This window comes from Campylobacter sp. (assembly GCF_019423325.1).
Classification (GTDB): Bacteria; Campylobacterota; Campylobacteria; order Campylobacterales; family Campylobacteraceae; genus Campylobacter_B.
Genome location: NZ_JAHZBQ010000003.1, coordinates 91,922 through 117,160 on the forward strand (window position 1 = coordinate 91,922; position 25,239 = coordinate 117,160).

At 46.1% G+C, this 25,239-nt stretch carries 19 protein-coding genes; 10 read left to right on the top strand and 9 right to left on the bottom strand.

The genetic code is table 11. The features are described from left to right. The 3 genes from petA to QZ367_RS08270 all read right to left on the bottom strand — a co-directional run bounded on the left by petA (position 1) and on the right by QZ367_RS08270 (position 5,326). Positions 1-507, bottom strand: coding sequence for a ubiquinol-cytochrome c reductase iron-sulfur subunit (gene petA, locus QZ367_RS08260; protein ID WP_177387024.1), 507 nt, complete (start codon positions 505-507; stop codon positions 1-3). Positions 508-1,116: 609 nt separating this feature from the next. Beyond that, positions 1,117-4,530: a cytochrome c biogenesis protein CcsA gene (ccsA, locus tag QZ367_RS08265; protein WP_291939508.1), complete on the bottom strand. Its 3,414-nt coding sequence runs from the start codon at positions 4,528-4,530 to the stop codon at positions 1,117-1,119. Between the two features lie 301 nt (positions 4,531-4,831). Beyond that, positions 4,832-5,326, bottom strand: a complete 495-nt coding sequence (locus QZ367_RS08270) for a CreA family protein (protein WP_291939511.1) — start codon at positions 5,324-5,326, stop codon at positions 4,832-4,834. 98 nt (positions 5,327-5,424) lie between these two features. Here QZ367_RS08270 and QZ367_RS08275 point away from each other — a divergent pair, with 98 nt between their 5' ends. From QZ367_RS08275 to QZ367_RS08300, 6 genes are read left to right on the top strand one after another with little or no spacing between them, the layout of a single operon-like run. Further along, entirely contained in the window at positions 5,425-6,795 is a 1,371-nt protein-coding gene (locus QZ367_RS08275) for a phosphomannomutase/phosphoglucomutase (RefSeq protein ID WP_291939514.1), read from the top strand. Then, complete coding sequence (gene cmeU / locus QZ367_RS08280) at positions 6,792-7,037, top strand: CmeU family protein (RefSeq protein ID WP_291939517.1); 246 nt, start codon at positions 6,792-6,794, stop codon at positions 7,035-7,037. The genes QZ367_RS08275 and cmeU overlap by 4 nt, the downstream gene beginning before the upstream one ends. Then, complete coding sequence (locus tag QZ367_RS08285; RefSeq protein ID WP_291939520.1) at positions 7,030-8,043, top strand: alanine racemase; 1,014 nt, start codon at positions 7,030-7,032, stop codon at positions 8,041-8,043. The genes cmeU and QZ367_RS08285 overlap by 8 nt, the downstream gene beginning before the upstream one ends. Further along, positions 8,040-8,753, top strand: coding sequence for a LemA family protein (locus QZ367_RS08290; RefSeq protein WP_291939523.1), 714 nt, complete (start codon positions 8,040-8,042; stop codon positions 8,751-8,753). The genes QZ367_RS08285 and QZ367_RS08290 overlap by 4 nt, the downstream gene beginning before the upstream one ends. 15 nt (positions 8,754-8,768) lie before the next feature. Beyond that, positions 8,769-9,362, top strand: coding sequence for a hypothetical protein (locus QZ367_RS08295; protein ID WP_291939525.1), 594 nt, complete (start codon positions 8,769-8,771; stop codon positions 9,360-9,362). Continuing rightward, a complete protein-coding gene (locus QZ367_RS08300; protein WP_291939528.1) occupies positions 9,359-10,156 on the top strand; it encodes a YgcG family protein in 798 nt (265 codons plus the stop codon). Before QZ367_RS08295 ends, QZ367_RS08300 begins: the two co-directional genes overlap by 4 nt. A 65-nt stretch (positions 10,157-10,221) precedes the next feature. On the opposite strand, the gene QZ367_RS08305 is transcribed toward QZ367_RS08300, so the two are convergent. Next, on the bottom strand, positions 10,222-10,395 hold the full coding sequence (locus QZ367_RS08305) for a hypothetical protein (protein WP_291939530.1): 174 nt from the start codon (positions 10,393-10,395) through the stop codon (positions 10,222-10,224). Positions 10,396-10,413: 18 nt separating this feature from the next. Then, positions 10,414-10,698, bottom strand: coding sequence for a hypothetical protein (locus QZ367_RS08310; RefSeq protein ID WP_291939533.1), 285 nt, complete (start codon positions 10,696-10,698; stop codon positions 10,414-10,416). A gap of 775 nt (positions 10,699-11,473) precedes the next feature. On the opposite strand from QZ367_RS08310, the gene QZ367_RS08315 reads away from it, so the two are divergent. Further along, positions 11,474-12,403: a ribose-phosphate pyrophosphokinase gene (locus tag QZ367_RS08315; protein WP_005873085.1), complete on the top strand. Its 930-nt coding sequence runs from the start codon at positions 11,474-11,476 to the stop codon at positions 12,401-12,403. Between the two features lie 780 nt (positions 12,404-13,183). On the opposite strand, the gene QZ367_RS08320 is transcribed toward QZ367_RS08315, so the two are convergent. Beyond that, the gene (locus QZ367_RS08320; protein WP_291939537.1) at positions 13,184-13,702 is read right to left on the bottom strand and encodes a hypothetical protein; all 519 of its coding nucleotides are present in this window, start codon (positions 13,700-13,702) and stop codon (positions 13,184-13,186) included. A 302-nt stretch (positions 13,703-14,004) separates the two neighbouring features. Between QZ367_RS08320 and QZ367_RS08325 the strand changes: the two genes are divergently transcribed. Genes QZ367_RS08325 through QZ367_RS08335 form a run of 3 tightly spaced genes read left to right on the top strand, consistent with a single transcriptional unit; the run spans position 14,005 to position 14,892 of the window. Next, entirely contained in the window at positions 14,005-14,190 is a 186-nt protein-coding gene (locus QZ367_RS08325) for a hypothetical protein (RefSeq protein ID WP_291939540.1), read from the top strand. Between the two features lie 41 nt (positions 14,191-14,231). Continuing rightward, entirely contained in the window at positions 14,232-14,747 is a 516-nt protein-coding gene (locus QZ367_RS08330) for a hypothetical protein (RefSeq protein ID WP_291939543.1), read from the top strand. Next, positions 14,722-14,892, top strand: a complete 171-nt coding sequence (locus QZ367_RS08335; RefSeq protein WP_291939545.1) for a hypothetical protein — start codon at positions 14,722-14,724, stop codon at positions 14,890-14,892. Before QZ367_RS08330 ends, QZ367_RS08335 begins: the two co-directional genes overlap by 26 nt. Before the next feature lie 68 nt (positions 14,893-14,960). On the opposite strand, the gene QZ367_RS08340 is transcribed toward QZ367_RS08335, so the two are convergent. From QZ367_RS08340 to QZ367_RS08350, 3 genes are all read right to left on the bottom strand, one after another. Continuing rightward, positions 14,961-15,665: a DUF6882 domain-containing protein gene (locus tag QZ367_RS08340; protein WP_291939548.1), complete on the bottom strand. Its 705-nt coding sequence runs from the start codon at positions 15,663-15,665 to the stop codon at positions 14,961-14,963. Positions 15,666-16,272: 607 nt separating this feature from the next. Further along, positions 16,273-18,069: a translation elongation factor 4 gene (gene lepA, locus QZ367_RS08345; protein WP_291939549.1), complete on the bottom strand. Its 1,797-nt coding sequence runs from the start codon at positions 18,067-18,069 to the stop codon at positions 16,273-16,275. A 752-nt stretch (positions 18,070-18,821) separates the two neighbouring features. After that, a complete protein-coding gene (locus tag QZ367_RS08350) occupies positions 18,822-25,223 on the bottom strand; it encodes a hypothetical protein (RefSeq protein WP_291939552.1) in 6,402 nt (2,133 codons plus the stop codon). Positions 25,224-25,239 lie beyond the last annotated feature (16 nt).

A 25,239-nucleotide genomic window follows, 5' to 3' on the forward strand; every position in this document is an offset into this window, starting at 1 on the left:
CTATGCTTTCTGCTTTAGGGCTTGGTATTCGGGGCCCTCTTCGCCTAAAACGAGTTTCGTTCCGTCGATTTTAAAGGGCGGTATATCCATAGGACGCGGCGGCGGACCGAACACGTTTACGCCGTTAGCATCGAAAATCCCGCCGTGACATGCACAGATGAACTGTTGCGTCGATGGCTTGTAGCTAGGAATACAGCCTAAATGCGTGCAAAGCCCTATGCAAAGCGTATATCTAGCATCTCCTACGACGACGTCGCGGGCATCGTTTTTAGGCATATCAGCAGTCTTTTTAAGCACGAAAATCGGCTTTTTGCGCCACTGCGTTTGATACAGCTCGCCCTCTTTGATCGGACTTAAATCTACTGTAGTGACGCCCGCAGCGCGCACGCTAGGTAACGGATCCCACGATTTCTTCATCCCCACGAGTGCGAAAACGCCACCCACGGCGGCAACTGCGCCGAAAGTAAGCCCGATAAAGCCTCGTCTATCCTGTTTTAGATCAGACATCTTTATCCTTTCAAATTAAAAAATTGATAAGCATCAATTTTAGCCAAATAAAGATTAAATCAATATGATTATAAGCAGAAATTTAGCTTAACCTTGCAAGCTAAATTATATTTTAAGATAATTTTAATGCCTAGCGAGGCGTTTTCGCAGTTTAAAATTTTATAAATTTTCAAATTCTGTCATGTTCTATCATGGCGCGGAATTTAAAATTTTAAAATTTCACTCCTCAGTCATGGCAGCAGTAAGGCAAAATTTTACGCTAGCGCGCTAACTGAAATTTTAAAATTCTAAATTACGTCGCGCTTCCGTCGCATGAAAAAATTCCACTAGAAGTAAAATTTAAAACATTAAAACCCCATAGCGGCGTAAATTCCAAATCATTAGAATTTTACGACGCCTTAAAAATCTCAAGCATCAAAGAATTCTGTCGCGATGCAAAATTTTAAAATTTAGCGTAATCGCGAATCGTAAAATTCTATAAAATTCTGCGGGATTTCAAAGCCTAGCCAAAATTTAAAGATAAATTTCATAAATCCATAAAGCCTCGGCAAGCTGCGAAATCCGGGCGAAATTTCAAAATTATTATTCTGAAATTTGGGCCCCACCTATCTAAAGTCTAGCCGATTTGCCCGAGCGGAAATACGCCGCGATCGCAAGGGCCACCATCGAGGCAACCATCACGTACGCCCAGCCGGGTACCGGAATGCGCTCGCCGCTAGCGTAAGAGTGCATGCCGCTTAGGTAGAAATTTACGCCAAAATAGGTCATTATGACGCTAAAATACGCAAACATCGAGGCTACCGCGAAGGCGAATTGATTGTTGAGCTTGCGCATAAATCTAAAATGCACTACTACCGCGTAGATAAAAATCGTAATGAGCGCCCAGGTCTCCTTCGGATCCCAGCCCCAGTAGCGCCCCCAGCTTTCGTTTGCCCACACGCCGCCTAGGAAGTTGCCGACCGTCAGCAAGCAAAGCCCTAGGATCATCGACATTTCGTTAATGTGCGTCGCCTCTGTGATGTTGCGCGCGATCTCGGGGTTCTTCTTATCGAATAAAAACATCACGAGGGTAAAAATTCCAAGCAGCATGCAAAGGCCTAAAAATCCGTAGCTCGCGGTGATTACCGAGACGTGGATCGTAAGCCAGTGCGATTTTAGAACCGGCTGAAGATTGGTAATCTGCGGATCGATGTCGCTAAGATGCGCCACCATCAGCGTTATGCCCGCCATTATCGACGTTAGCGCTAGCGAAATAGCGGATTTTCTCGAGAAAAATATTCCGCTTAGCGACAGCGCCCACGCGATGTAGATGAGCGATTCGTAGGAGTTACTCCACGGCGCGTGCCCCGAAACGTAGCCGCGCAGCGCAAGACCTGCGGTATGCGCGATGAAAGCAATGATATTTACGATATAAACGAGCTTAAACGCGCCGCCTAAGCGAAGAGTGGGCTTCATCATTCGCAAAAAGATAAAGATCAGAAGCAAAAATCCCGATATAGTGTAGATCGGAAAGAGGCGAGAAAAAATTTTAGCCTTATTAAATAAAATTTCATATTTTATCGCGCTCTCGCTAGGCATTAAATTTGCTCCGTTTTGCGCTTGGTATTTTTTGACGTAGCTTAGCATCTTTTCTGCGCCGCTCCAATCCCCGCTTTCTTGGGCATAGACCACGGACGAAACGAATATTCCCATCATCTTTTTAACTTCAGCAGATTCGTTTTGATCCAGCGCATCGCCTAGATATAGCGGCGAAAGCCACTCGTTATTTTTAGCGTTCTTAACCGGAATAATTCTAAAATAATCCCCCATAAACGCCGAGTAAAAGACGTTTACGCGCTCATTTACCTTGATGATCTCTTTATCTAGCACACCGCGATTGCCCAAAGGCTTGCGGTTGATCTCCTCGACCATTTTATCGAGTTTGTAGTAGCTCTCGCCGCCTTTAAATTCAAAAAAATCCATCATACTGGCGTGGCTTTGCTTCTCATCCATACCTAGAATTTTTTTAAGCTCTGGCTCGCTAACCTTGATGATTGGCGCACGCCTCCAGTAGCTTTGATTTAGCATAAACGAAAGCGCAGCGGCGTTGTGGTTTAAAATTTCGCCATTTGGCGCCTTGTAGTTGTCGGCGCGGTAAATTTTATTTAAAAGCTCCCTAGAAACTGTATCAAAAGGCTCCATTCGCCCATCAAATCCCTGAATTACGAGGCTTGCTAAATCCTCACTAAATTTAGGATCAAATTTCGGCACGGCTAGCTCGCCTCCCATAGTAGAAAAATTATGCGGTGGGACGGAGTCTTGCTCCACTGCAGATTCTTGCGGAGTGGAGCTTTGCTTGGAATTTTCAGCGGCGGAATTCTGCGCGGAATTTTGCGAAGCGGGATCTTGCACGCTAGCCGGGCTTTGTGGCGCGGAATTTTCTGTAGCTGTGTTTGAGACGGAACTAGAATTTTGAGTAGTGGAGTTTTGTTCGGCATTTGCTGTGCTAGGATACAATGCGGCCAAACTCAAAGCCAACGCGCCTACTAATGCTAATGCCGCACCTTTAGTGCCGCGTCGCGATTTTTTGGCGCGTTTTGATGCAGAGTTTTCTGCGGAGCTTGCGGGCACCGAGCTAGACGCCGAATTTTTAGAATTTACATCTTTTTCTCTAGCAAGATGCGTATTTTCGCTGATTAAGCGCGAGAGCTTGAAAAAGCGCGAGCCCCGGTTGAAAAAGTTAAAAAACATCCCTACGCAAAGCAAAAAATAACCGATGTAAGTTGGAACTTTACCGGGGTCTTTATTGACCGAAAGCACGGTACCACGCTCATCCGTGTCGTATGAGCTTTGGAAAAATCGGTATCCGCCGTAATCGAGCACGTGATTCATAAAAATATCATAATCAAAGCTCGAATTGCCGTCTTTTAGCGTGATTTCGCTTTTATATCCGGAGGGCGAATTGGTGCCTGGGTAGCGATCCATCACGAAGTCGCGAAGCGCGATTTTAAAAGGCAGATGAAGCATCTTTGGCGCCAAGGCTACGATGAAATTCTTATCTCCGACCTTGTAGCTAGCGCCATGCGAATCCCTAGGCACGTAGATTTCGCGACTCTGCCCCGCAAAGCTTAGCGTAGCTACTACGCCGGGCTCACCCGGTAAATTTGCAGCGATCGGGACGAATTTCTCGACCGCGGAGCTAAGCAGGCTAACGGGGGCGAAATTTATTTCGTCAAAGCTGTAAAGCAAGAGATTGCCTAGCGGATTATCCTCGTTTCTCTTAAGCGGTGCAGTGCTCATATCAGCCATTTTAGTGGCGTTTATATCAAGATTTGAGTTTAGATAGAATTTGCCGTCTTTGGATTTTATATAGATGAAATTCTTACTTTTAGGCTCTGCATTAAAAGTAATACTAAGCTCGCCTATATCCATGCTTTCGCCTGATTGCAAGGAGACATTTTGGCTGCCAACATTGTTTGAAAATAATAGTTCCACGCGCGCAGGGGCCTGTCCGGTCGGATCTTGCACCCATTTTAGCTCGCCATGTTCTACGAGCTCTTTAAATTTTAAATTTGCGATCCTACCCTCTACGTCTAGATTGAGATCGAAGTTCATCCGTCCTGCGCCGTTTAAAAATTTGCTCTCGTCAGCAGATATAAACTCGCCGTCACTGCCTAAAGTAAGAAGCTGAACGACCTCGTCTTTAGTCGTTACGATCGAGCTCTCGCCGCCCTCTCTTATATGGATATTGCCCTCAAAGCCGAAATATCTCGTCAAAATCGCTCCAGCAAGCATAAACAAAAAGCTTGCGTGAAAGATTAGCGCAGGCAGCGTGCGAAGTTTAATCATGCGGTAGCGATAGATATTGTAGGTTAAATTTACTCCCAAAAGCACCATCAGCGCGCCAAACCACGCAGTAGAATAAACCATTGCCCAAGCTACTTCCGTGCCGTAAGCGGTCTCTACGAAAGTGGCGATCGCACAGGCTAGCGCCAAAATCAGTAGCATCACTGACGCGCACTCCATACTAAAAAATGTCTTCATTGATTTCCTTTAGATTTACGAGGGTTTTCAAAATCGCGAGATTTTAGCAAAAATTGCTTAATTTTTCATTTTACGACCTGCAAGCGCACGCCTACTAGCGTAGCGCGAATATGCGTTAAGATGCTTTGATAAAGCGGTAAAATTCTCATCTTGGGCATTCGCGCAGAAATTTAACGGCTCGGATAAAATTTTATAAAATGCTGCGAAATTTAGTAAATTCTATTAAAGTGCGTCATCTCATCGCGTAATTTCTAATTTAGAATTCCGCTGCGATAAGATTCTATCTTGGCGAAATTCCTTCTTATTGTTTTTTGCCTTGGGTATATGCGAGCTCGCATACGTCGCCCACAGCTTGGCGGCATGGGATAGCCGAGATCGAGTTATTGGGCGAGCCGTCGATCACTTTGTCTGAATAAACCAAATAGATTAGCGAGCCCTGCACCGCGTCGTAAAGCCTAACTACGTGGGTCTTTTTGAAAATTAACGAGCTGCGTTTTTCAAAAATATCCTCTTTTTTCAGCTCCTCTTTGATGATGATTTTAGGCGCTGTCTGCACGCACGACACAGAGGCTTCGGAGCGGTCCTCCTCCACGCCGATGATCTCTTTGGCACCGCCTTTTTTGGCGTAAGAGACGTAGCAGGTCACGCCGTCGATCTTAGGATCTTTAACCGCGATAACTTCGATGCGATCGTCTTTGCCAAAAATTCTAAACGAAGTATTTACGCTACCTACGAGCTCGTAATCGCCCGCAAAAGCAAAAGCCGCTAAAATAGCTGCTAGAATAAATTTTTTCATAACCATCCTTTGGAATTTTAGCGGCGATTTTATCATTTATAATATAAATATTAAGCAAGTTTTTATAAAATACCGCGATTTAAATTTAAAGGAATTTTATGATCGAAGATATCTTTAGAGAATACGACATACGCGGCATCGTGGGCGAGGAGCTAAACGAGCGCAGCGTAAAGGCGATCGGCTTTGCTCTTGGCAAACATATCGCAAATCTCGGGCTTGAGCGCGTTAGCGTGGGATACGACGCCCGTCTTAGCGCGGATGAGCTTTTCGGCTATTTCGTAAGCGGGCTAAATTTCGCCGGGTTGCGGGTTTATAATATCGGCTTGCTACCGACGCCGGTGGGCTATTTTAGCGTATTTACGCATAAATTTGACGCAAACGTAATGATCACCGGCTCGCACAACCCCAAAAATTACAACGGCTTTAAGATAACGATCGGCACGGATAGCTTCTTTGGCGCGGATTTGAAACGTCTGGGCGCGCAGGTGCAAGAGCTGATGAGTTCAAATTTTAAAATTCCAACCGATACAAGCACCCAGAGGTACGACATCTTAAGCGAGTATCTAGCATATTTTGAGAAGGAATTTGCAGCGCTTAAGGGCTTTGCCGCGCCTTTTATCATTGACTGCGCAAACGGAGCCGCAGGCGTTACCGCTACTAAAATCATCGAAAGGCTGGATCTAAACGCTAAAGTTTTGTTCCCGCAGCCAGACGGCAACTTTCCAAACCACCACCCAGACCCAAGCGAGGAGAAAAATTTAGCGGATCTTAAAGTCGCGATGAAGCAAGACGGCGTGGCTTTGGGCTTCGGCTTTGACGGAGATGCCGATAGGATCGCCGTGCTAACTCCGCGCCGCAATATCAAAGGCGACGAGCTAGCCTGCCTACTGGCTCTAAACATGAACCGCCCGCGCATCCTAGGCGAGGTCAAATGCTCGCAGGCGATGTATGATACCATCGATAAGATCGGCAAAAGCTTCATGGGCAAGACCGGCCACAGCAATATCAAAAAGGCGATGAAGGAGCTAGGCATTGATCTTGCCGCGGAGGTTAGCGGGCATATCTATTTTAAAGAGCGATATTTCGGCTTCGATGACGGCGTATATGCGATGATGCGAGTGCTTGAGCTCGTAGCTAAAGGATATGATTTAGACGCCGAGCTAGACAAGCTGCCGCGGGTTTTTAGCACCGATGAGATTAAATTTAATACGAGCGAGGAGGCAAAATTTAAGATCATCGAGGCTCTTAAAGCTCAAATCCACGCAGGTATCGCGGAGCTACCGCCCATCCGCGATATTATCGAGATCGACGGCATCAGAGTGCGGTTTGATGACGGCTGGGCGCTCGTACGGGCAAGCAACACCACGCCCGTGATCGTAACCCGCTTCGAGGCCTCTAGCCCTGAGTTTCGCGACGAAATGCAGCGCGTATTTTTAGGTAAACTAGAAAATTTAAAGGACCAGAGATGAACGAATCTGAAAAGCAAGAGGTTGAAAAAAATATAAAAGAGCTTTTGGCCGCGAGAGCGGAATTTTTTAAATTCTTAGATGAGCGCGTGCCAAAAATCGCGGATACCGACGTATTTGATTTCGAGCGCGCAGGCGAGGCTAGCTTGAAAGAAGTTTATGCGAAATTCTACGGATACGACTACGCTGCGCGCAAGCTGCTGCCATACTTATACCGCACTTATGGGCTAGACTTCGATGTCTGAGATCATCTTAGATCGCGACGCTTATGCGCACAATCTAGCGCAAATTGCCGCCAAAGTAGGTGGAGCGGAGCGAGTATTTTTGGTAGCCAAGGATAATTCATACGGTCATGGCTGTAGGATTTGCTGCGAGGAAGCGGCAAAGCTAGGCTTCGTACGCGCCGTAACGCGAAGTGCTGCGGAAGCTGCGCAGATCGCGGATTTATTTGATGAAATTTTAGTGCTCTCGCACATTCCGCGCGGGGACGAGGATGAGCGTTTTTGCTACGCGGTAAATGATCTGAGCTACTTCTCGCGTCTTAAACGAGGGCTTAAAATTTATATCGCTGCAGATACTGCTATGCACAGAAACGGCATCGCTGCGAACGAGCTAGATGAGGCGCTTAGGCTATGCAAGGCGGGCGGATTTAAGCTTCGTGGCTTTTTCACACACTTTCGCGCAAGCGACGAGCTAAGTGCAGATTTTTTCGCACAAAGGCAAAATTTCATAGAATTTAAGCGTATCGCGGGACAAAAAGCCGCCGCCGCGGGCTTTGAAAATTTAAAATTTCATTCGAGCAACTCCGCAGCTATCGAGCGAAGTGCGGGCTTTGAGGACGAATATGTGCGCGTAGGCATGGCGCAGTTCGGCTATCCGCAATTTGACGAGAGCCTAAATTTACGCCCCGTGCTAAAGCTCTATGCCGATCTGATCAGCTCGCGCGTGTTAAAGAAAGGCGAGCGCGTGGGCTACGGCGCGAAATTTGAAGCGCCGCGCGATATGAGGATCGGCACCTACGATTTAGGCTATGCCGACGGGCTATTTCGCTACGACGGCGAGGACGAGCTAGCGCTTGCAAGCGGGCAAAGAATGCTCGGAAAAATGTCGATGGATAGTTTCTGCGCGGAATTCGGCGGCGAGCGAGTTTGCGTGCTGGACGACGCGCGAGCCTGGGCAAAGCGCTTCGGCACGATTGAATATGAAATTTTAGTCAAATTAAATTCCAACATCCCAAGGAGATTTCAATGAAAGAGCTGCAAGGAGAAAATAACGAGCGTATAGGTTACGACGATAAAGGCTTATCTGCGCGAGGCGAGAGCTTTGGCGGAGGAGAGTATCCGCGCCAAAAAGGAGGGCTTCATATCTTAATCAAAGCTCTAATCGTCTTAGTGATTGCAGCGATTGCGTTTGCGATATTTGCAGTGCCGGTTTACAACAAGCTCGTAAGCAAAGATGAAGAAGTTAAGGCTGCGTGGAGCCAGGTACAAAACCAATATCAGCGCCGCGCCGATTTGATTCCAAATTTCGTAGAAACCGTCAAGGGCTACGCTAGCCATGAAAAAGATACCTTAGAAGGCGTTATAAATGCCCGCGCTAAGGCAACCGCTGTCAATATCAATGCAGAAAGCTTAGCGCAAAATCCGGAAGCGTTTGCGAAATTTAACGGCGCCCAAGGTGAGCTTAGCTCAGCCCTATCACGCTTGATGCTGGTAGTCGAGCGTTATCCGGATCTTAAGGCAAATCAGAATTTCGCCGAGCTGCAAAATCAGCTCGAAGGCACGGAAAATCGCATCGCCGTAGCGCGCAAGGACTACATCGCTTCGGTGCAGGAATACAACAAGCTAATTAGGACCTTTCCTACAAACATCATCGCGCGCATCGTAGGACTAGGCGGCGCCAAACCTAGCTTTAGCGCTGATGGCTCAAGCCAAAAAGCCCCTAGCGTTTCGTTTAAATAACGCTAAAGGCGGCAAATGCTAAACGAGCAGTGTAAGCAAAGAATCCATGAGCTAATCACGAAAGCCGAAGCCGCAAGCGGTGCGCAGATCGTCTGCGTGGTCGCGGGCGAAGCAAGCGAGGACTGCGAAGCTAGCTATAGCGCGGCGGCAGTGACGGCGTTTGCGATCGGCATCGTTATGTGCTTCGTGCCGCAAATAAGCAAAGCTGAGCTACTGCAGATCGTAGCACTCAGCTTCATAGCGATTAAAGCTCTGCTAGCTAAATGTCCCGCGCTTTTAACTCTAATCACGCCTAAATCTCGCAGACTTCGGCTCTCAGGCGAGTTTGCGATGCTAAAATTTTACGAGCGCTACGGTAGTGTAAAAGAAGCGATAATGTTTTGCGTATGCGTCCGCGAACGCTGCGCTCATATCATCTGCGGCGCGCGAGTGGCGGAGTTTATCTCTAAGGTTGAGTTTGAACGTATCACGACAGAATTTAACCCCAGCACGCAAGGCCTTGAGCCTGCCGTTTTAAAGGCGATGGACGCGCTGTGCGAGCTAGCCATGCGAGTGCCTAAAGATAGCGAAAATAACGAGATAGAAGAGACCTTGGTGGAGCTGCGATGAGAGTGGCTTGGAGATTTGCTTTTGCCCTGATGGCGCTATTTGTAATAAGCGTCGCCGCACCTAGCGAGTATCTAGCCCATCCAAACGGCACCGCCGTAATTGATGAGGCTGGTATTTTACGCCCAGCCGCAAGAGAGAGCCTGAATGAAATTTTAACGACTTTCGATAAAAATTCCACAAACCAGATCATGCTCGTAAGCCTAAAATCGCTCGGTGGCTACTCTATCGAGGAAATCGGCGTAGAGCAGGCGCGCGCTCTTGGTATCGGGCAAAAAGGGCGTGACAACGGCGTACTGCTGCTTGTCGCTCCACACGAGCATAAAGTGCGTATCGAGGTCGGATACGGGCTAGAGGGCGTGCTAACCGATATGCGCGCCAAGCGTATCATCAGCAATAAAATTCTGCCCTATTTTAGGCAGGGAGATTACGAAAGTGGCGTCATTAGCGGGATTTCAGCGATCATCAGCACGATCGAAGGCGGCGATATAAAATTTGATCCCCTTAACGCCAACGCGCAGCAGGATCCGAGCAACAAGGACTTTGCGATCTTTATGGTGCTTTTTGCGGTCTTGCTTTTTGCGATACTGAGCCGCCGCGTGACGCGCCTCAGAAGAAGCGACGAGGATATAATCTCGAGTGCAGACATCATAAGCGAAATTGCGCGCTCATCGCGCATGAGAGGCGGCTCATCCGGAGATTTTGGCAGATTTGGAGGAAATGGCGGTTTTCGCGGAGGTGGCTTCAGTGGGGGCGGCGGAAGCTTCGGCGGAGGCGGTGCTAGCGGGAGCTGGTAGCTGCAGGAATTTCATAAAAATTCCAAATCGTAGAATTTTGTATAAATTTTAAAATCGCGGAATTTCTAAATTCGGCTACTTGCGTAGAAAAACAGCACGAGCGGCTTGTCGTTGCCCTCGATCTTTAGCGTGCGCTTGGAGAGGTCGAACTTGGAGGCGAGCGAGGTGCCGTCGCTGCTTAGATGGGCGCTTCCATCCGTCGCAACCTGCGAGCAGCAGCGCGAACACGGCGGCAGCAACTTTTAAATTTAAAAATTTCATAATCTGAAATCCGTCCTTAAATCTGCTTTTAAAACTGCTAAATTCGCTTTTAAATTTGCGTTTGAAATTTTAAAATTCACGGCGCGATCCCTATTGGAATTTATATCATAATCTGCGTTAGAAATTATGTCGCGATCTGCACTAGGGCGTATGTCGTAGTAAGTCATACTTTGGTTTATGCCGTGATCCTTGACGAGATTTATGTCGTAATCCGCGCTAGAATTTATATCGCGGTATGCATTGAAATTTATGTTGCGATCTATTATCGAGGCGTATGCCATAACCCACGCCGTAATCTGTGCTAAAAGTAAAATCTATATGCGCGACTTGCCTCGCAATTTGTACTCGTAGCGTTTCGGTTTTTAAAATTTAAGCGGTAAAGGCAATATATAAATTTACGTGGCGAATGGAGCTCGCACGATAAATTTTAAAATTTCGCGGCACGCAATCAAGCTCTGAAGAGCGAACTTTTAAATTTGATCGTCAAAGCGAACTTTAAATTTTCGCCAAAGCAAAGCGCATTTTAAATTTAACCGCCTAAGAAATCTAAAATTTATGAGCCGCGACAGTCTAAATTTAGCGCGCCGCAAAGTATCCGCGTAGTCTGTCCCGTGCAAGCTCAAATCTAAATTTACACGCAATCTCCGCAGCTCTAAAAGATAAAATTCTGCCCGTCTGTATCGAAAATATAAAATTCCGCGCTCATCAACGCCTATGCAATACGATTTTAGCCGTACCGCGCCCCCGTTAATGCGCTCTCTCAAACTTTCATATAACTTTGCTATACGATTTTACCCGCAATCTGCGGGCTACTCGTACGACAACGCGGGCTCCAATGGCCCGCGCGCGTATCGGCTACAATCCAAAGCCAAATTTTGCCAGGATAAGACCGCGGCGAACCGAACCGTCCTGAAATTTTAAAGAATTTATCTAGCAAACGGGCGGCGGTCCGCGATGCTCGCTTATTAATTTTACGCGAGCGCGGCGGGCGAATTAGCTAAAATTTAGCGCTTTTGGTGTAGAATTCGAGCAAATTTCAATCCAAAGGTCATCAAAATGCGCGGATATAAAATTTTCTCCGGCACCGCAAATCCCGAATTTGCCAAAAAAATCTCCAAATATCTCTCGCTACCGCTTAGCGAATGCGCGATCAAAACCTTCAGCGACGGCGAAATCAGCGTCCAGATCGGCGAGAGCGTGCGCGGTAAGGACGTCTTCGTCATCCAGCCCACATGCGCGCCCGCAAACTCCAATCTGATGGAGCTTTTGATCCTAACAGACGCGCTGAAGCGCTCCAGCGCGAACTCGATCACGGCGGTCGTGCCCTACTTCGGCTACGCTCGCCAAGACCGCAAGGCGGCCCCGCGCGTGCCGATCAGCGCGAAGCTCGTGGCAAATATGATGCAGACGGCAGGCATCGACCGCGTCGTCACGATGGATCTGCACGCGGGGCAGATACAGGGCTTTTTCGACGTGCCGGTCGATAACCTCTACGGCTCGCTGATATTTTTGGATTATCTGAAAGAGAAAAATTTAAAAAATCCGATCATCGCCAGCCCCGACGTTGGCGGCGTCGCGCGCGCCAGAAGCTTCGCTAAAAAGCTCTCGCTCGATCTGGTGATCGTCGATAAGCGCCGCGAGGAGGCGAACAAAAGCGAGGTGATGAACATCATCGGCGACGTCGCGGGCAAGGACGTGATCCTAATCGACGATATGATCGACACCGCGGGCACCATCGTCAAGGCCGCGGGCGCGTTTAAGGAACAGGGCGCGAAGAGCGTCAGCGCGTTTTGTACGCACGCCGTGCTGAGCGGCCCGGCATACGAGCGCATCGAAAGCGGCGCGCTAGACGGCCTCGTCGTGACCGACACAATCCCGCTAAAGCAGGAAAGCGACCGCATTAAGGTAATCAGCGTCGCTCCGCTTTTCGGCGAGGTCATCAGGCGCGTATATCACGACGAGAGCGTAAACAGCTTATTCAAATAAAATTTTAAAATTTAAAACGCGGCGCGATTTGTTTTATACAGCCGTAGGAATGCGAACAATAGGTGTCTTATAATAAGAGATCACGGCTCAGCTGCAAGTCAAGCGCTTGCGCTTGTGAACTCTAAATTTGCAGCGTTGAGCTCGCTGTGATTTGACTATTGTGAATTTAACTGCGACGCGAAATTTAGCTTCTATGCGGCAAATTTAGCTCTGCGCGACATTTACTCCGCGCGGCGGAAATTTTAACTGCAACCGCGAAGTAAATTTACCGCTTAATCGGCCGTATTAAATTCCGAGAGACTGCGTTTTAAATTTGCCGTAAAATTTTCCATATATTTGATGAGATCGAACAACACCGCTAAGCTTTAAATTTATGATAATTGCCGCGCATTCGCCATCTGTCTTGTGTGGCCGAGCTTCTGCAAAACTCGCATCCTCTAAATCGTACAAATCGCGCTTTTAAATTTCGCCGCGAAATCCGCCGTCCGCGCCGGCAAGAATACACCTCGCCGATCGCATTTAATTTTGGCGTAGAATTTTTTATACTTTAGAGCATTGCAAGGATTTAAATGCCGCACTTATCGAGCGCTCTGCCGCTTCTTGGCGACGGGCTATCGATATATCGGTAGCCCTCAAGCAATCCGCTTCTTTAAATTTTTACCGCTCAAACTCGCAGCGATTTTTTAAAATTCCGCGATTTAAAAGCTCGCGAGATGTCAAAAAATCATTTATGATTTAGCTAAATGGGCATCAATGCGTGCGTTGCGCCCAAATCGACCGCTAAAATTTCTTTATAATCTCCATCAAATGCTTGACAAGAGCCGTAATTGCGGCATTTTCATAGCTATCATCCGTATTTTGCAACGCTATGGTTTTCATATTGCCGAAAAATCCCGGATCGTAATGCTCGATGTCATTTTGCACGTAGCTTCTTAAAATTTGGCCGTTTCTTACTAGTTTAACCTCATAAATAAACTCTATGCCACCGATTCTATCGCTAGGAAACGGAGTAGCTTCGCCCGTAAAGCCCCTGTGGTGCTTTATTGTAATTTTAAGCTCATCGGTAGAGTTTTGATCCAGCAGGTTCGCCTCTTTTAACGCCGCTAAAAGCTGCTCGTTGTACTTTTTCTCGACCGCCTCCGGCGATTGATAGATAAATTTTTTCGGATTATGGTTTTGGAAGTGTTGGTAGGTAATGCCCTTGAATTTATACGCGCTTGCGATCGGCACTTTCGGCTGAGTCTGTCCACAACCTGCGAAAAATAGCGCCGCAAAAAGCAAAGCTAGAAATTTTTTCATTTTTTCTCCTTTAAAATTTTGTGCGATTATACAAAAACAGGGTTTAGCCCGGGCTAAATTTAGGATCTTTCGGCGCCGCTATGCGTTTAAATTTTGATAAATTTAAGAGGAAGCAAAAAAATTTTAACGAAACTCTGCGGCTAAATTTCAATCCTTTAAATTTGAAACCCATTTAAATTCTAAAGCCTCTTCAAATTTAAAATTTAATCCGAATTTGATCTGAAATTTTATAAAATTTCACCGTTTTAAACGGGCTTTGAAAGCGCAAAAGAGTTTCGCAAGCCCGAAAGAAAGGAGGCTTTATGCCTACTTTTACTACCAAAGACTACAAAGCCGCCCTTCGCAGCCGCGGCGCACGAACCACGAGCGCAGGTGGATTTAGCGTCAAAAACGACAACTCCTTCATCGTGATCTTCGTCATTGCGATGATGGTCTTTATATTTTTTTACGGCGTGTCGGCCGGCCTTGATTTAGATGAATTTTTTTAGGCGACGGTCACGGTCGCGGCGGAGGCGGGATTTTAGGACTTTTGATCGCAGGCGTAGCTTGGTATCAAGGACGCGGCGGAGGCGGGCTGTTTAAATTTAGCGACCATGCGATCACCTTCGTTTCAAACGAGCGCAAGAGCGAAATTCTACTCTTTAATATCGACTACGTTAGGCTCACGCCAGGCTTTTTGCGCACCTGCACCGGCTACACGGCGCTTAGCCACTCCCGCTACGTAAAACACGAGCAGTTCTTTACATTTGGAATCGGATCGATCATCGTGCTGTGGCTAGTCGGTATCGCCATGAGCGAGCGCGTGGGGATGGCGTTCGTGATAATGGTCGTGGGCGTCGTGATCTTTATCTTCGCCAAGGCGCTCTCGTCGTGGCGGCTAAACGGCGACTTTCACGACATCTTGCTGCGCGACACCGTGCTGATCCGCGGCAAGGATCTAAACGACCGCGTGCTGTGGTTTGCGATCACGCCCGGTCGCAACGACCGCCGCAGGTTGCGCGCCTACTTCAAAGAGCATCTTGACTTCGACATCGACGGCGGCTGATTTTGGTTTAAAATTTAGAGGCTTGGGCGCGGATAGAGTAGCGGAATTTTACGGCGTAAAATTTAAAACAGAATTTCACTTGGCGGAATTCCGCGATGCAAATTCTACCGAGCAAAATTCCAAGGCGCAAAATTCTACGATATAAAATTTGCAGGGCAAAATTTGGCGGCGTAAATTTCAAAGCCGCGAATGCACGGCGCGAGATTTACGGCTCTATACGGCAAACTTTACCTCGCTTAGCCGCTCCAAATTATCAAACGAAAATAGCGCATCATTTTTAAAATTCGCTACGATCTTGCCCGACGCTTCGCTAAATTTCGTGCCGTTTCTAAGCAAAAGCGCCCCCGATAAAACGGCGTGATTTAGCTGAAACGCGCCTATGTAATCGCGCGCCAAAGAGATGAGCTCGCTTGCGTTCATGCTGCTTACGATCGTACCATCTGGCGCCACGCACTCGCCTGCCTCAAAAGCTACAAACACCGCTCCGCCTGCGTGCGGACAGCGGTAGTAACATACCGGTTCCTGCGATAATCCGCACGCGATCGCGCTTAGAGCGTGGCCGTTTATCTCCGCGCTTAGTGCGAGCTTAGGCGTGCTAAGCTCGGCTAGCCCGTGCCGCAAGCCGAAGTCGCGCACATCTCGCGCAAGGGTGAGCAGCCGCTCATCAAGGCGGTTTATGTTTTCGTATCCCCACAGCCACGTGCGGCTGCTGCTTGCTTCGCTGCCAATATACCAGATGGCGCGCGACGCATCATCGCCGAAACTGATCTCGCCGCGCTTTAGATCCACAGAGCGGCGCCTGCCCTTTACGATCAGCTTTGAGCCCATCTCTTGCACCCTTGCGCCGCAACCCAAACACGCCGAAAACAGATCAATAAAGCTGCTCTTATCCACGCCTAGGCGATCTAAAAATTTCATTTTTACTCCTTTGATCTCGCGCCGATAAATTTAGCGCTTTTGTGGAATTTATCGGCGCGCCCTCTTATACGCCGCGCTTGGATGGAATTTATCAAAATAAATTCTAGCTGTCGCTTGCGCTATAACGATTTTACGCGGCGCGCAGTAAAATTTAATCAAATTTTATAAAGCCGCGGCGGATAAAATTTCATAGCGGGCGCCGTCGGGATAAAATTTTGTAGCCGAGCCGCGGACGTGACTGCAATGGTCGGCGGACGGCAAAAATTTAAACCGCTCGCGAAATGTTAAATTTGAAAGATGAAATTTTAGCCTAACGGCAAGCGGCAGAATTCTACGACCGAGCAGTGAGCGTTAGAGCTTAAAGCGGCGCAAAATGGGCGCGCAACAGCGAATGTATCAGCTCGGACGGCAAGCGATAGAGTTTAAAACGCCGTGCAGTCATAAAATTTAAATCGCCTCTTAAGATCGTGAAATTTAAAGATGAAATTTCATACCGAACGGCGAGCCGCTAAATTTAAAGCGCCCGAGCGATCGTCAAAATTTAAAAGCAAATTTTACGACAGCGCGGCAAAAGATGAAATTTGGACCATCTGCGTAAGTATAAAATTTAATCGATCTTCAGCACGCTCAAAAACGCCTCGCTCGGCAGATTTACCTTGCCGATCGCCTTCATGCGCTTTTTGCCCTCTTTTTGCTTCTCGAGCAGCTTGCGCTTGCGCGTGATGTCGCCGCCGTAGCACTTGGCGGTCACGTTTTTGCCCATGGCGCGGACATTTTCGCGAGCGATGATCTTGTTGCCGATGCTTGCTTGGATCGCGACCTCAAAAAGCTGCCGCGGCACGATCTCCTTCATCGCTTTGACGAGGTCGCGCCCCTTGGATTCGGCCTTTGAGGCGGGCACGATGATCGAGAGCGCATCGACCGCTTCGCCAGCGACGCGGATGTCGAGCTTTACGAGATCGCCGCGCCTGTAATCGATCGGCTCGTAATCAAAGCTCGCATAGCCCTTGGTGCAGGATTTGAGCTTGTCGTAAAAGTCCATTATGATCTCGTTTGTGGGCACGTCGTATTCGAGTAGGACGCGCTCGGGCGTGATGTAATCCATCTTGGTTTGGATGCCGCGGCGCAAATTTAAAAGGCTGATGAGATTGCCCAAAAACTCGCTCGGAGTGATGATGGTCGCCCTGACGTAGGGCTCCTCGATGCGCTCGATGAAATTTGGCGCCGGAAGCTCGCTGGGGCTGTGTATCCGCACGCACGAGCCGTCCGTGAGATACACGGCGTATGTGACGGTCGGCGCCGTGGCGATGAGATCGAGATCAAACTCGCGCTCAAGCCGCTCCTTCACGACCTCCATATGTAGTAGCCCCAAAAACCCGACGCGAAAGCCGAATCCTAGCGCGAGCGACGTCTCGGGCTCGTAGCTAAGCGAGCTGTCGTTTAGGCTGAGCTTATCCAAAGCGTCGCGCAGATCTTCAAATTTATCGGTCTGCACGGGATATATGCCCGCAAACACGAAGGGCTTAGCCTTCTCAAAGCCGCCCACCGGCGCGGCGGCGCGATTTTTAAAAAGCGTGATCGTATCGCCCACCTGCACGTCGGCGACGTTTTTTAGCCCCATTACTACGATGCCCACTTCGCCGCTGCTAAGCTCGCGGGTTTTAGCGGGCGCAAGCGGGTTGGGATACATCAGATCAAGTACCTCGTGGCGGTTCTCGCTACCCATGATATAGACCTCGTCGCCCTTTTTCAGCACGCCGTCGTAGAGCCTCGCGAGCGCGAGCGCGCCTAGGTAGTTATCAAACCAGCTGTCGTAGATAAGCGCCTTAAGCGGCGCAGCGTCGTCCGTTTTGGGCGCGGGGATGCGAGTGATTATCGCCTCTAAAAGCTCCTTGATGCCCGCGCCCGTTTTGGCGCTGACCTCGATCGCGCTGCTACAATCAAGCCCGATGACGTGCTCGATCTCCTCTTTTACGCGCTGCGGATCGGCGGCGGGCAGATCGATTTTGTTAAGTACGGGGATGATTTCGAGATTGTGCTGCAGCGCGATATAGACGTTTGCGATGGTCTGCGCCTGCACGCCCTGGCTCGCATCCACGACGAGGATCGCCCCCTCGCAGCTAGCCAGCGAGCGCGAGACTTCGTAGCTAAAATCCACGTGGCCAGGGGTGTCGATCAAATTTAAAACGTATTTCTCGCCGCCGAGCTCATACTCGAGCCGCACGGACTGCGCCTTGATCGTGATACCGCGCTCCTTTTCGATATCCATCGTATCCATGATCTGGCTGCTCATCTGGCGCGCCTCAACGGCGTTGCACTCGCTAATCAGGCGGTCTGCGAGTGTGGATTTGCCGTGGTCGATATGCGCGATGATGCTGAAATTTCTGATATTTTTTGTTTTCAAGTGGCTTTCCCTGATAAAATTTTAAGCCGCATTGTGCCGAAATTTCATTTAAAAACGGGTAAATGAGGAGGCGAATCCATGAGATGAAATTTTATGCGATAAACTACTAGACGGATAGAAAATTACGAAATGAAATTTTAAAGAGCTAGATTTTGCCAGAATTTATTATTGCAAATCAAGCGAAATTTGTTAAATAAAATTTCAAGAAGCGGAATTCGTAAGCAATTCAAAGCGATAGAATTTTAAAAAATTATTAGCGGTATGCTTTACTACAATGAAATTTAGCGGCAAGGATTAGACTAAATTTTATGAGGCAAGATTAATGGCGAGGATTAGACGCTACATTTACGAGCGGAAATTCTGCGACTGCATTAAAGTATAAAATTTCACGCTATAAATTTGCGTTAATCTTAAGCGATGGCATTGCGCACACCATTTATGATGATAGTTGGCGAGATTTTGCAGAGTAGAATTCGGTACAAAATTTCGCTTTAGGGTTTTTGCTATTTAAAATTAGCGCATAAAATTCTATGCGCTACGATGTGCAAATATTTGTGAGTAAAATTTTATCGCCAAGTTTCGTAGTAAAATTTCGCAATTTAAAATTTCAAAAAATTTTATCTCGTGGAATTTACATACAAAAATTTGCAAATGTAGAATTTTAAAAAATCTGTCGTTAAGAAAATCAAAATTCTGCCCATAAAAAAGGCTAGCCGGAAGGCTAGCCTTCGTGCTACGAGCTTACGCAGATACTACCAATCGATCTTTTGATTGTAGATATCGCGGGTGTCGCCCGTATCTAGGATTTTAGTCGAAGTATCGCTAGTACTGTTGTCCGACGAGCTACCGCCGGCGAACGATCCTACGTCATCTTCCGTACCGGACTTGACTTGACCTTCACCGCCCCAGACCGTAGGTCTAGACTGCTTTATATGTACACGAAGAGGATTATAATACTGTCGTACGCCTGGATACTTTTTAGAGTAGGCTCCTCCGCCACCTATAGTAAACATAGTCTTATCGTTTAAAGCGGGCGTATGGATAAGCCATGGGTTGGTTATAATACGTATCGTAGCATGACCTGCTGCAGTGCCACTGATGGTTATATTCTCTCGGCCATTTTCTACCACATTGGCCCTGCTGATATCCACATTTACGTCGCCAACCTTAGTAAGACTATCGTAGTCGCTCACAAACTCCTCGTCTATGTTATTTAAAGTAGCTTTCGTATTTACTACAAACTTCGTAAAGTCAGTTAAGCTATGATCTTGAGCCGCTAACACGGTAAATATATTCGAACTAGGAGCCTCATAGGCAAGATTCGCGTTAGGCGCAGGCATATTCGCGCACTTATCAGTTCTACCGCAATAGATCTGCGCGTAAATAGGTATGGATATTGGAACTCCCGTAGTAGTTTGTTGCACTATAGATCCCAAACTTTTATCGTACGACGTACCATAGACAAATAGGGCGTAAGTACCTACATTATCACTATAATCCGTAACGGTCTTGCCGGTCGCGTAGGTCTTGCTATTAGCATTGGCTGCAGCTATATAAGCAGTCTTATCTGCAGCGCCGGTCTCACTAACCTTTCTAGTGATAAAAGCATTGAAATTCTCCTGAGATATCTTTATATCTTTCTCATTATACGACTCAGAAGTAGTATCTGATATAGCATTGTATGAGCTATCGAATTTCGACGGCCAAAATTCTCCAAAGGTATTAAGAGCTGTTCCGTCTTGGATATTGAAGTCGCTAGCATAAATGAGTACCGGTCTACTAGGGGTTTTATGCATTCTATCGAAATTAAAATACACGGTCGAACCAGGAGTTTGCCCCTCTCTAAATCCTTGCGCCAAAATTCTAAATAAATTCGACTTAGAGTCATAATTAATTCCCGTACCGCCCTTCGGTCTATTTATAAGCCCGGCTCTTAGTGAAGCATCGGAGTAGTAATTAAGAGCTATTCTAAGCGGTAGATACATGCCATAACCCGCATCACTGCTAGAAGCAGCTTCCTCCCAGTCTCGGTTTACGCCACTGGCGCCTAGAGTTCTTACATTATACCTATAGCATCTGCTGTCATATCCCCTAGAGTCTTCACATTGGTCAAAAACATATTCTGTACCGGCAGGAATCTTGTAGATAACGGTAGATCTATCGGGATACGGCACGTAATCGACGTCTTTTTCAGTCTTGTACTTGTAACCGGCGCCGCAACGCCCATCATCCATATTTTTAGCGCAATCAAATCCGAAATCTAGCGCGAAGTCAAGGTCGCTTGCAAATCCGCACACGGCTTGAAGTTTCTCCTTACCTTTGTCGCCAATTTCCATTTTATATCCGTCATAAAGCGTAGCAATGACATCTTTATAAACCTTGTCGGATAGATATGCTACGGCATTAACCTTAAGCATAGCCAGTTGGCTTAGCTGATTAGTTACCGCTAGATTCTGGCTAGAATTTTCGTCAGCATATACTACGACATCGTTTTCGATGTCCGGTGCGTTGAAATATGTATACGCAGATATTCCACCCGAGATATTATTATCACCTACGCCGATTGTCACACCGTTATCTAGGCTTACTAGTGATACTCTGATACGATCCGGTCGGTATCGCAATACTAAATTAGTATTAGTAGCTGAAATTTTAGGATCACTGCTTTCGGCGATACTCTTATTTTTCATTCCGACGTCGCAACCTACCATGCCTTTATTATTAGGCACGTTGCTAGAAGAGTTAATTACACATTTAGCGCTCTTCCACTTCGTAGAATATGTCTGATCTGCGTAAGCATCGGTCCATGAGTTATCATACACATTGACTAAAACATCACCTACATTATAATAATTAAAGTAATGCTTAGCAATTTTAGGCTCTGTAGTAGTATATGCCATCTCGGTATATAAAACACCATTAACTTTATCTTTTTGTTCAGGACTCATTCTAGACTGAGTTAATAGATACGAACCTTCCGCATTACCTTTTGACTTATATGTAGCCACTGCATCCGTCACACTTACATTTCTTGCATTAAAATCAGCCCACAAACTAATGGCATTTTTATCCCAGATTCTTCTGTATGTTTCGTCAAAATTTATCTCACCAGACGTCGTTTTGCACTGCGTATTGCCTTTACCAAAAGTATTCTTTTTAATATCAGCATCACTAATGCCTTTTTTAACGGAATATGATCCGGTTTTGCTATCATATTCTATGCCGTTATATTCTGTCTGGGTACCACCATAGCAACCGTCTAATTTATGGCCGGTTTGTAAGGTGGCGTTGCCTCCAGCTCTTTTTATATAATATGACTGAGTAGAGAGCTCGGCTGCGCATTGATTAGATATAAATGGACGCAAATAGGTCTGGATGCCGCGAACTTTAGTTGAAATATCTTGAGCGCTATCGGCATCGGAGTATTTGTAGCTATCGCGTATATGATATCTTTCATTTCCTAAATCGCCACCTATTACGGCATTATAGTTAGGTACGCCGTTACCCTTATAACTTCTAGCCGAAATTACCTTAGCCAAGATATCCGCATTCTCAGTATAATCACCACCTACGCGCAAGTCTTTAGGATGGCTTACAACGCTTGCATCACTACTTCCCTTCTTAGTTATATCACCATCAGCGCTAGTATCTACTAACTTGCCGTATTTCGTTAACTTAGCAGTATCTACATTAAAATATGCTGGGCGAATTACAAAGTTATCACTACCGCAAACGTGGAATGAACCGTCACTGGACATCGCAATACCAAATGTTTCGGATGCCTTGCTCATAGCATTTGCAAGCTTTGCTAGCTCTTTTTTTATCAGCTCTTCTTTTTCAGCTTTTTCCGCATCACTTAAAGGCTTGCACCATCCATATGTATCACCCGTATAGCACACTCCGTATTTCTCACGAAGTTCCATCTTTTTAAGCGCTAAATAATACTTAACCGGATCGTCTTCGTCCACGGCATAGTCGTTTTTAGTAGTTTTATTCGCCTGCCCGTCCGGACGATAGCTAAGCATAAAGGTTACGCCTCGATATGCATCTCCTATCTCTATATTTTCTAGATCTAAAATGGATTTATCCCTGAAATCAAGCTCATGATCCAAAGCATAGTTTGATACGGTGCCACCTTTCTGCTTTAATCTGAACGGAATTTTTAAATTATCGGTTATCGCTCGGCACGAATATGCGGTACTAGTTCCATTTCTATCCGCTTTAGCTGCAGTCATCGCAGCATTTTTTGCCCTTACGACAGATAGATAGAGCTTTCCATCCAAATTAAATTTTTCTAGTTGTTTCTTGCCACCTACATACTTAAGTTTACCAGTAGCAGGGTCTTTAACGAAAATGTCGGTTCTAGACGCAGCTTCGGCAGTATATTGCTCGCATTCACCTGCAGAGTTATATTTCTTGCAAAAATGACTTTCGTAGTCCGGTCTGAATATCAATTTACCGTCAAAAGGCATTTCGGATACTTGAGTATAAAGCCTATCGTCATCGTCGCTATTTTTAAAATTCTTATTTACGACCTGCAAGCCTTCCAAAGGCTGGATATTGACGCTATCAGATAGTAATTTATCATCGCATATCTCTAGCTCAGAAGCGCCTTCCAAACTAATCTCTACTGGAGTTCCAGTACCTACATCCAAGCTAATCTTATAGCTTAGTAGCATCTCAGGAGCTTGTAAAATTTTTGCACCGGTATTAACGGTGGCGTTAAATTCTGCATAAACAGCCTTTTTCGGCTCCATCCTACCGCCTACAGGCTTAGGATCTTCATTAGGCTTCTTAGAAGGGATCAACTTACCTGCGCCTTCACCTATATAAACTTTCAAAAGACCATTTTCTAAAGTAGTGAATTGCTTATCCTTATATATTGCATCAGTAACATTTGGAGCTTTACCATCCGTAATAACATCTTTCATAGTTTGATATGCGCCCAATTGTCCATCGCGCAAATAAACTAAATTTTGACTAGCTTTCATAGGTATAGCGTTTATTTTGGTAGTAACGCCACTATATTCGCTATCGTCAAGACGGTTGTTGATAGTAGCACTATTTGGAGTATAAGTGGCGCCTGCTCTATTGAAATTTACGCTTACTATAGAGCCTACCGCATCTTCGCTATTACCTCCATTATATCTATTTTCAAATCTTATTCTGTAATAGATATTTTCACCAGCTACGACGCCGTTTTTTATCTGCTCAGGAGGTTCACGTAGTTTTTTTACATCCTCTTCGCTTCTTCGGTTACCATCATTATCAAAGAATTTAACCCAGTTAGAGGCGTTATAGACTTCATACTGATAGCACATATTAGGCACATACATATCTACAGATACGGCTAGCATACTGATGAAGTTTTGATCCGCAGATTCTTTGCCATTTTGCTCTTTAACGGAAGCGCCTCCTAATTGAACATCTAAACTGGATTGTTTATTTCCCATCTTTGAGCTTATGTCAAATTCATCTAGGTCCATACCCCATCTATAATAAGTTCCTTTAGGATAGGTAAGTTTATAGTTGCCATCGCTATCTAGCTCCAAAATGGAAGTCGAGCCATCATATATATTTGCAAAGCCATTACCCAAATTAGCATTTACTACACTTCCGCTTAGAGTATCCATCGTATTTTTATTCTTATTTTCTACCTTGAAATACTCTTGCTCTCGCATCTCTCTTTCGCCTGCAAAGCCCAGGAACCCTAATTTTGCATTTACTTTACCTTGCCTTGGCGTATAAAAGCCGCTTAATTTTAAATTTACATTGATAGGCGAGTAACCAGGAGCCGGGGTAGACCATGGCGTAATAGTAACAAAATCGCCATAGATAGTTACATTTTTAGGCTTAAAATACGTATCTCGAATTTTTTTAGCTTCAGCGACACTCGCTACTCTGCCTATTACCTTATCAGAATTTTGAAGATCTTCCATTAGCTTCCTACGAGATGGTAATGTTTTATCATACACTATCACGACGCCCCATCCGCCATAAGCACCTACTCTTGCCGTCTCAAAACCGCCATTTAAAAATGAAGCTCCGTAAGCATCCCAGCCGGCGCTAGTTTTAATATTACCCACGGTAAAATCTATACTATCGGAATAATCCTTGAAATTTGCTCTTACGATGTTGGTTATATCTTTAGAGCAACCATATTGAAGGCGCATTTCGTTTAAAGGGTCAGTCCATTCATATCTCCAGAATAGATAGCTCTCTGTACCCGGAATCGGACCGCGATTTTCCCACCTCTTATAAACCTTGCCATTATAAGTAAAACTCTTAGGTATATTATTATCGGTTTCGCTACGATAATACCAACCGTACTTACGCAGATAATTAACCGCTAATCTTTTTTTTGCCATAACTTGCCCTTGGGCATTAGTTTTACAACCATGAGGTCCACTACCACGCTCACATTCTTTATAAACGCCTGCCTCTTTTGCGTCATATTGCCCGCCGTCTCTAGTATTTGCATTATAATTCCATGCAGCGTATCCGTCACATCTATCTCGTTCTATTTCCTCTATATTGGTTGCTTCAGAGCTTTTCGAACTTCTCATTCTAAACTGAACTTTATGATAATCCTTCGTAGCTTTAAAACCATCCAGTGCCTCGATATTAAATATATTTCCTTGCCAATAAAGCCTAGCATATACGATATCATCTGCAGTAACGCCTTTTGGTAACTTTAAAGTAGATGTAGAGCTATTTAAAGTAAAACCACCATCGTTGATATATGTACCCTTCGAGTCAAACATATAATGGGTGCCTTTATTAGGCCAACTAGAGGTTATAACCGATCCGCTAGTTACAGCATAATCACCGAATACGTAAGAGCCCGCACCACCAAATCTTACAGCAGGCTTTTGATCTCGCATATCCTCAGGAAATTTTTTGATATTGCTGAAATTATACACGCCAAAAAAACAATCAGAATCACCACATCCAGCGCTTTTAGAGTCTTTCATATTTTTTCTGAAAATCCAGCCTTGTCTCCAGTCTGCTCCGCCGTCAGTACGATATTCGTTACCCAACTGAGTCGCAGGTACGATTTTTACATTTGATCTGTCATCATCCGCAAATGCACCCGTTGAGAAACAAAACAACAGCGCCAAAAGAGGCGCGAAGCTAAAACTCTTAACTTTCATGATACTACCCTCCGGT

What these genes read in the sequence shown, in the direction of transcription:
- petA (WP_177387024.1), bottom strand. Translation starts at nt 507, where the DNA reads ATGTCTGATCTAAAACAGGATAGACGAGGCTTTATCGGGCTTACTTTC.
- ccsA (WP_291939508.1), bottom strand. Translation starts at nt 4,530, where the DNA reads ATGAAGACATTTTTTAGTATGGAGTGCGCGTCAGTGATGCTACTGATT.
- QZ367_RS08270 (WP_291939511.1), bottom strand. Translation starts at nt 5,326, where the DNA reads ATGAAAAAATTTATTCTAGCAGCTATTTTAGCGGCTTTTGCTTTTGCG.
- QZ367_RS08275 (WP_291939514.1), top strand. Translation starts at nt 5,425, where the DNA reads ATGATCGAAGATATCTTTAGAGAATACGACATACGCGGCATCGTGGGC.
- cmeU (WP_291939517.1), top strand. Translation starts at nt 6,792, where the DNA reads ATGAACGAATCTGAAAAGCAAGAGGTTGAAAAAAATATAAAAGAGCTT.
- QZ367_RS08285 (WP_291939520.1), top strand. Translation starts at nt 7,030, where the DNA reads ATGTCTGAGATCATCTTAGATCGCGACGCTTATGCGCACAATCTAGCG.
- QZ367_RS08290 (WP_291939523.1), top strand. Translation starts at nt 8,040, where the DNA reads ATGAAAGAGCTGCAAGGAGAAAATAACGAGCGTATAGGTTACGACGAT.
- QZ367_RS08295 (WP_291939525.1), top strand. Translation starts at nt 8,769, where the DNA reads ATGCTAAACGAGCAGTGTAAGCAAAGAATCCATGAGCTAATCACGAAA.
- QZ367_RS08300 (WP_291939528.1), top strand. Translation starts at nt 9,359, where the DNA reads ATGAGAGTGGCTTGGAGATTTGCTTTTGCCCTGATGGCGCTATTTGTA.
- QZ367_RS08310 (WP_291939533.1), bottom strand. Translation starts at nt 10,698, where the DNA reads ATGGCATACGCCTCGATAATAGATCGCAACATAAATTTCAATGCATAC.
- QZ367_RS08315 (WP_005873085.1), top strand. Translation starts at nt 11,474, where the DNA reads ATGCGCGGATATAAAATTTTCTCCGGCACCGCAAATCCCGAATTTGCC.
- QZ367_RS08320 (WP_291939537.1), bottom strand. Translation starts at nt 13,702, where the DNA reads ATGAAAAAATTTCTAGCTTTGCTTTTTGCGGCGCTATTTTTCGCAGGT.
- QZ367_RS08325 (WP_291939540.1), top strand. Translation starts at nt 14,005, where the DNA reads ATGCCTACTTTTACTACCAAAGACTACAAAGCCGCCCTTCGCAGCCGC.
- QZ367_RS08340 (WP_291939548.1), bottom strand. Translation starts at nt 15,665, where the DNA reads ATGAAATTTTTAGATCGCCTAGGCGTGGATAAGAGCAGCTTTATTGAT.
- QZ367_RS08350 (WP_291939552.1), bottom strand. Translation starts at nt 25,223, where the DNA reads ATGAAAGTTAAGAGTTTTAGCTTCGCGCCTCTTTTGGCGCTGTTGTTT.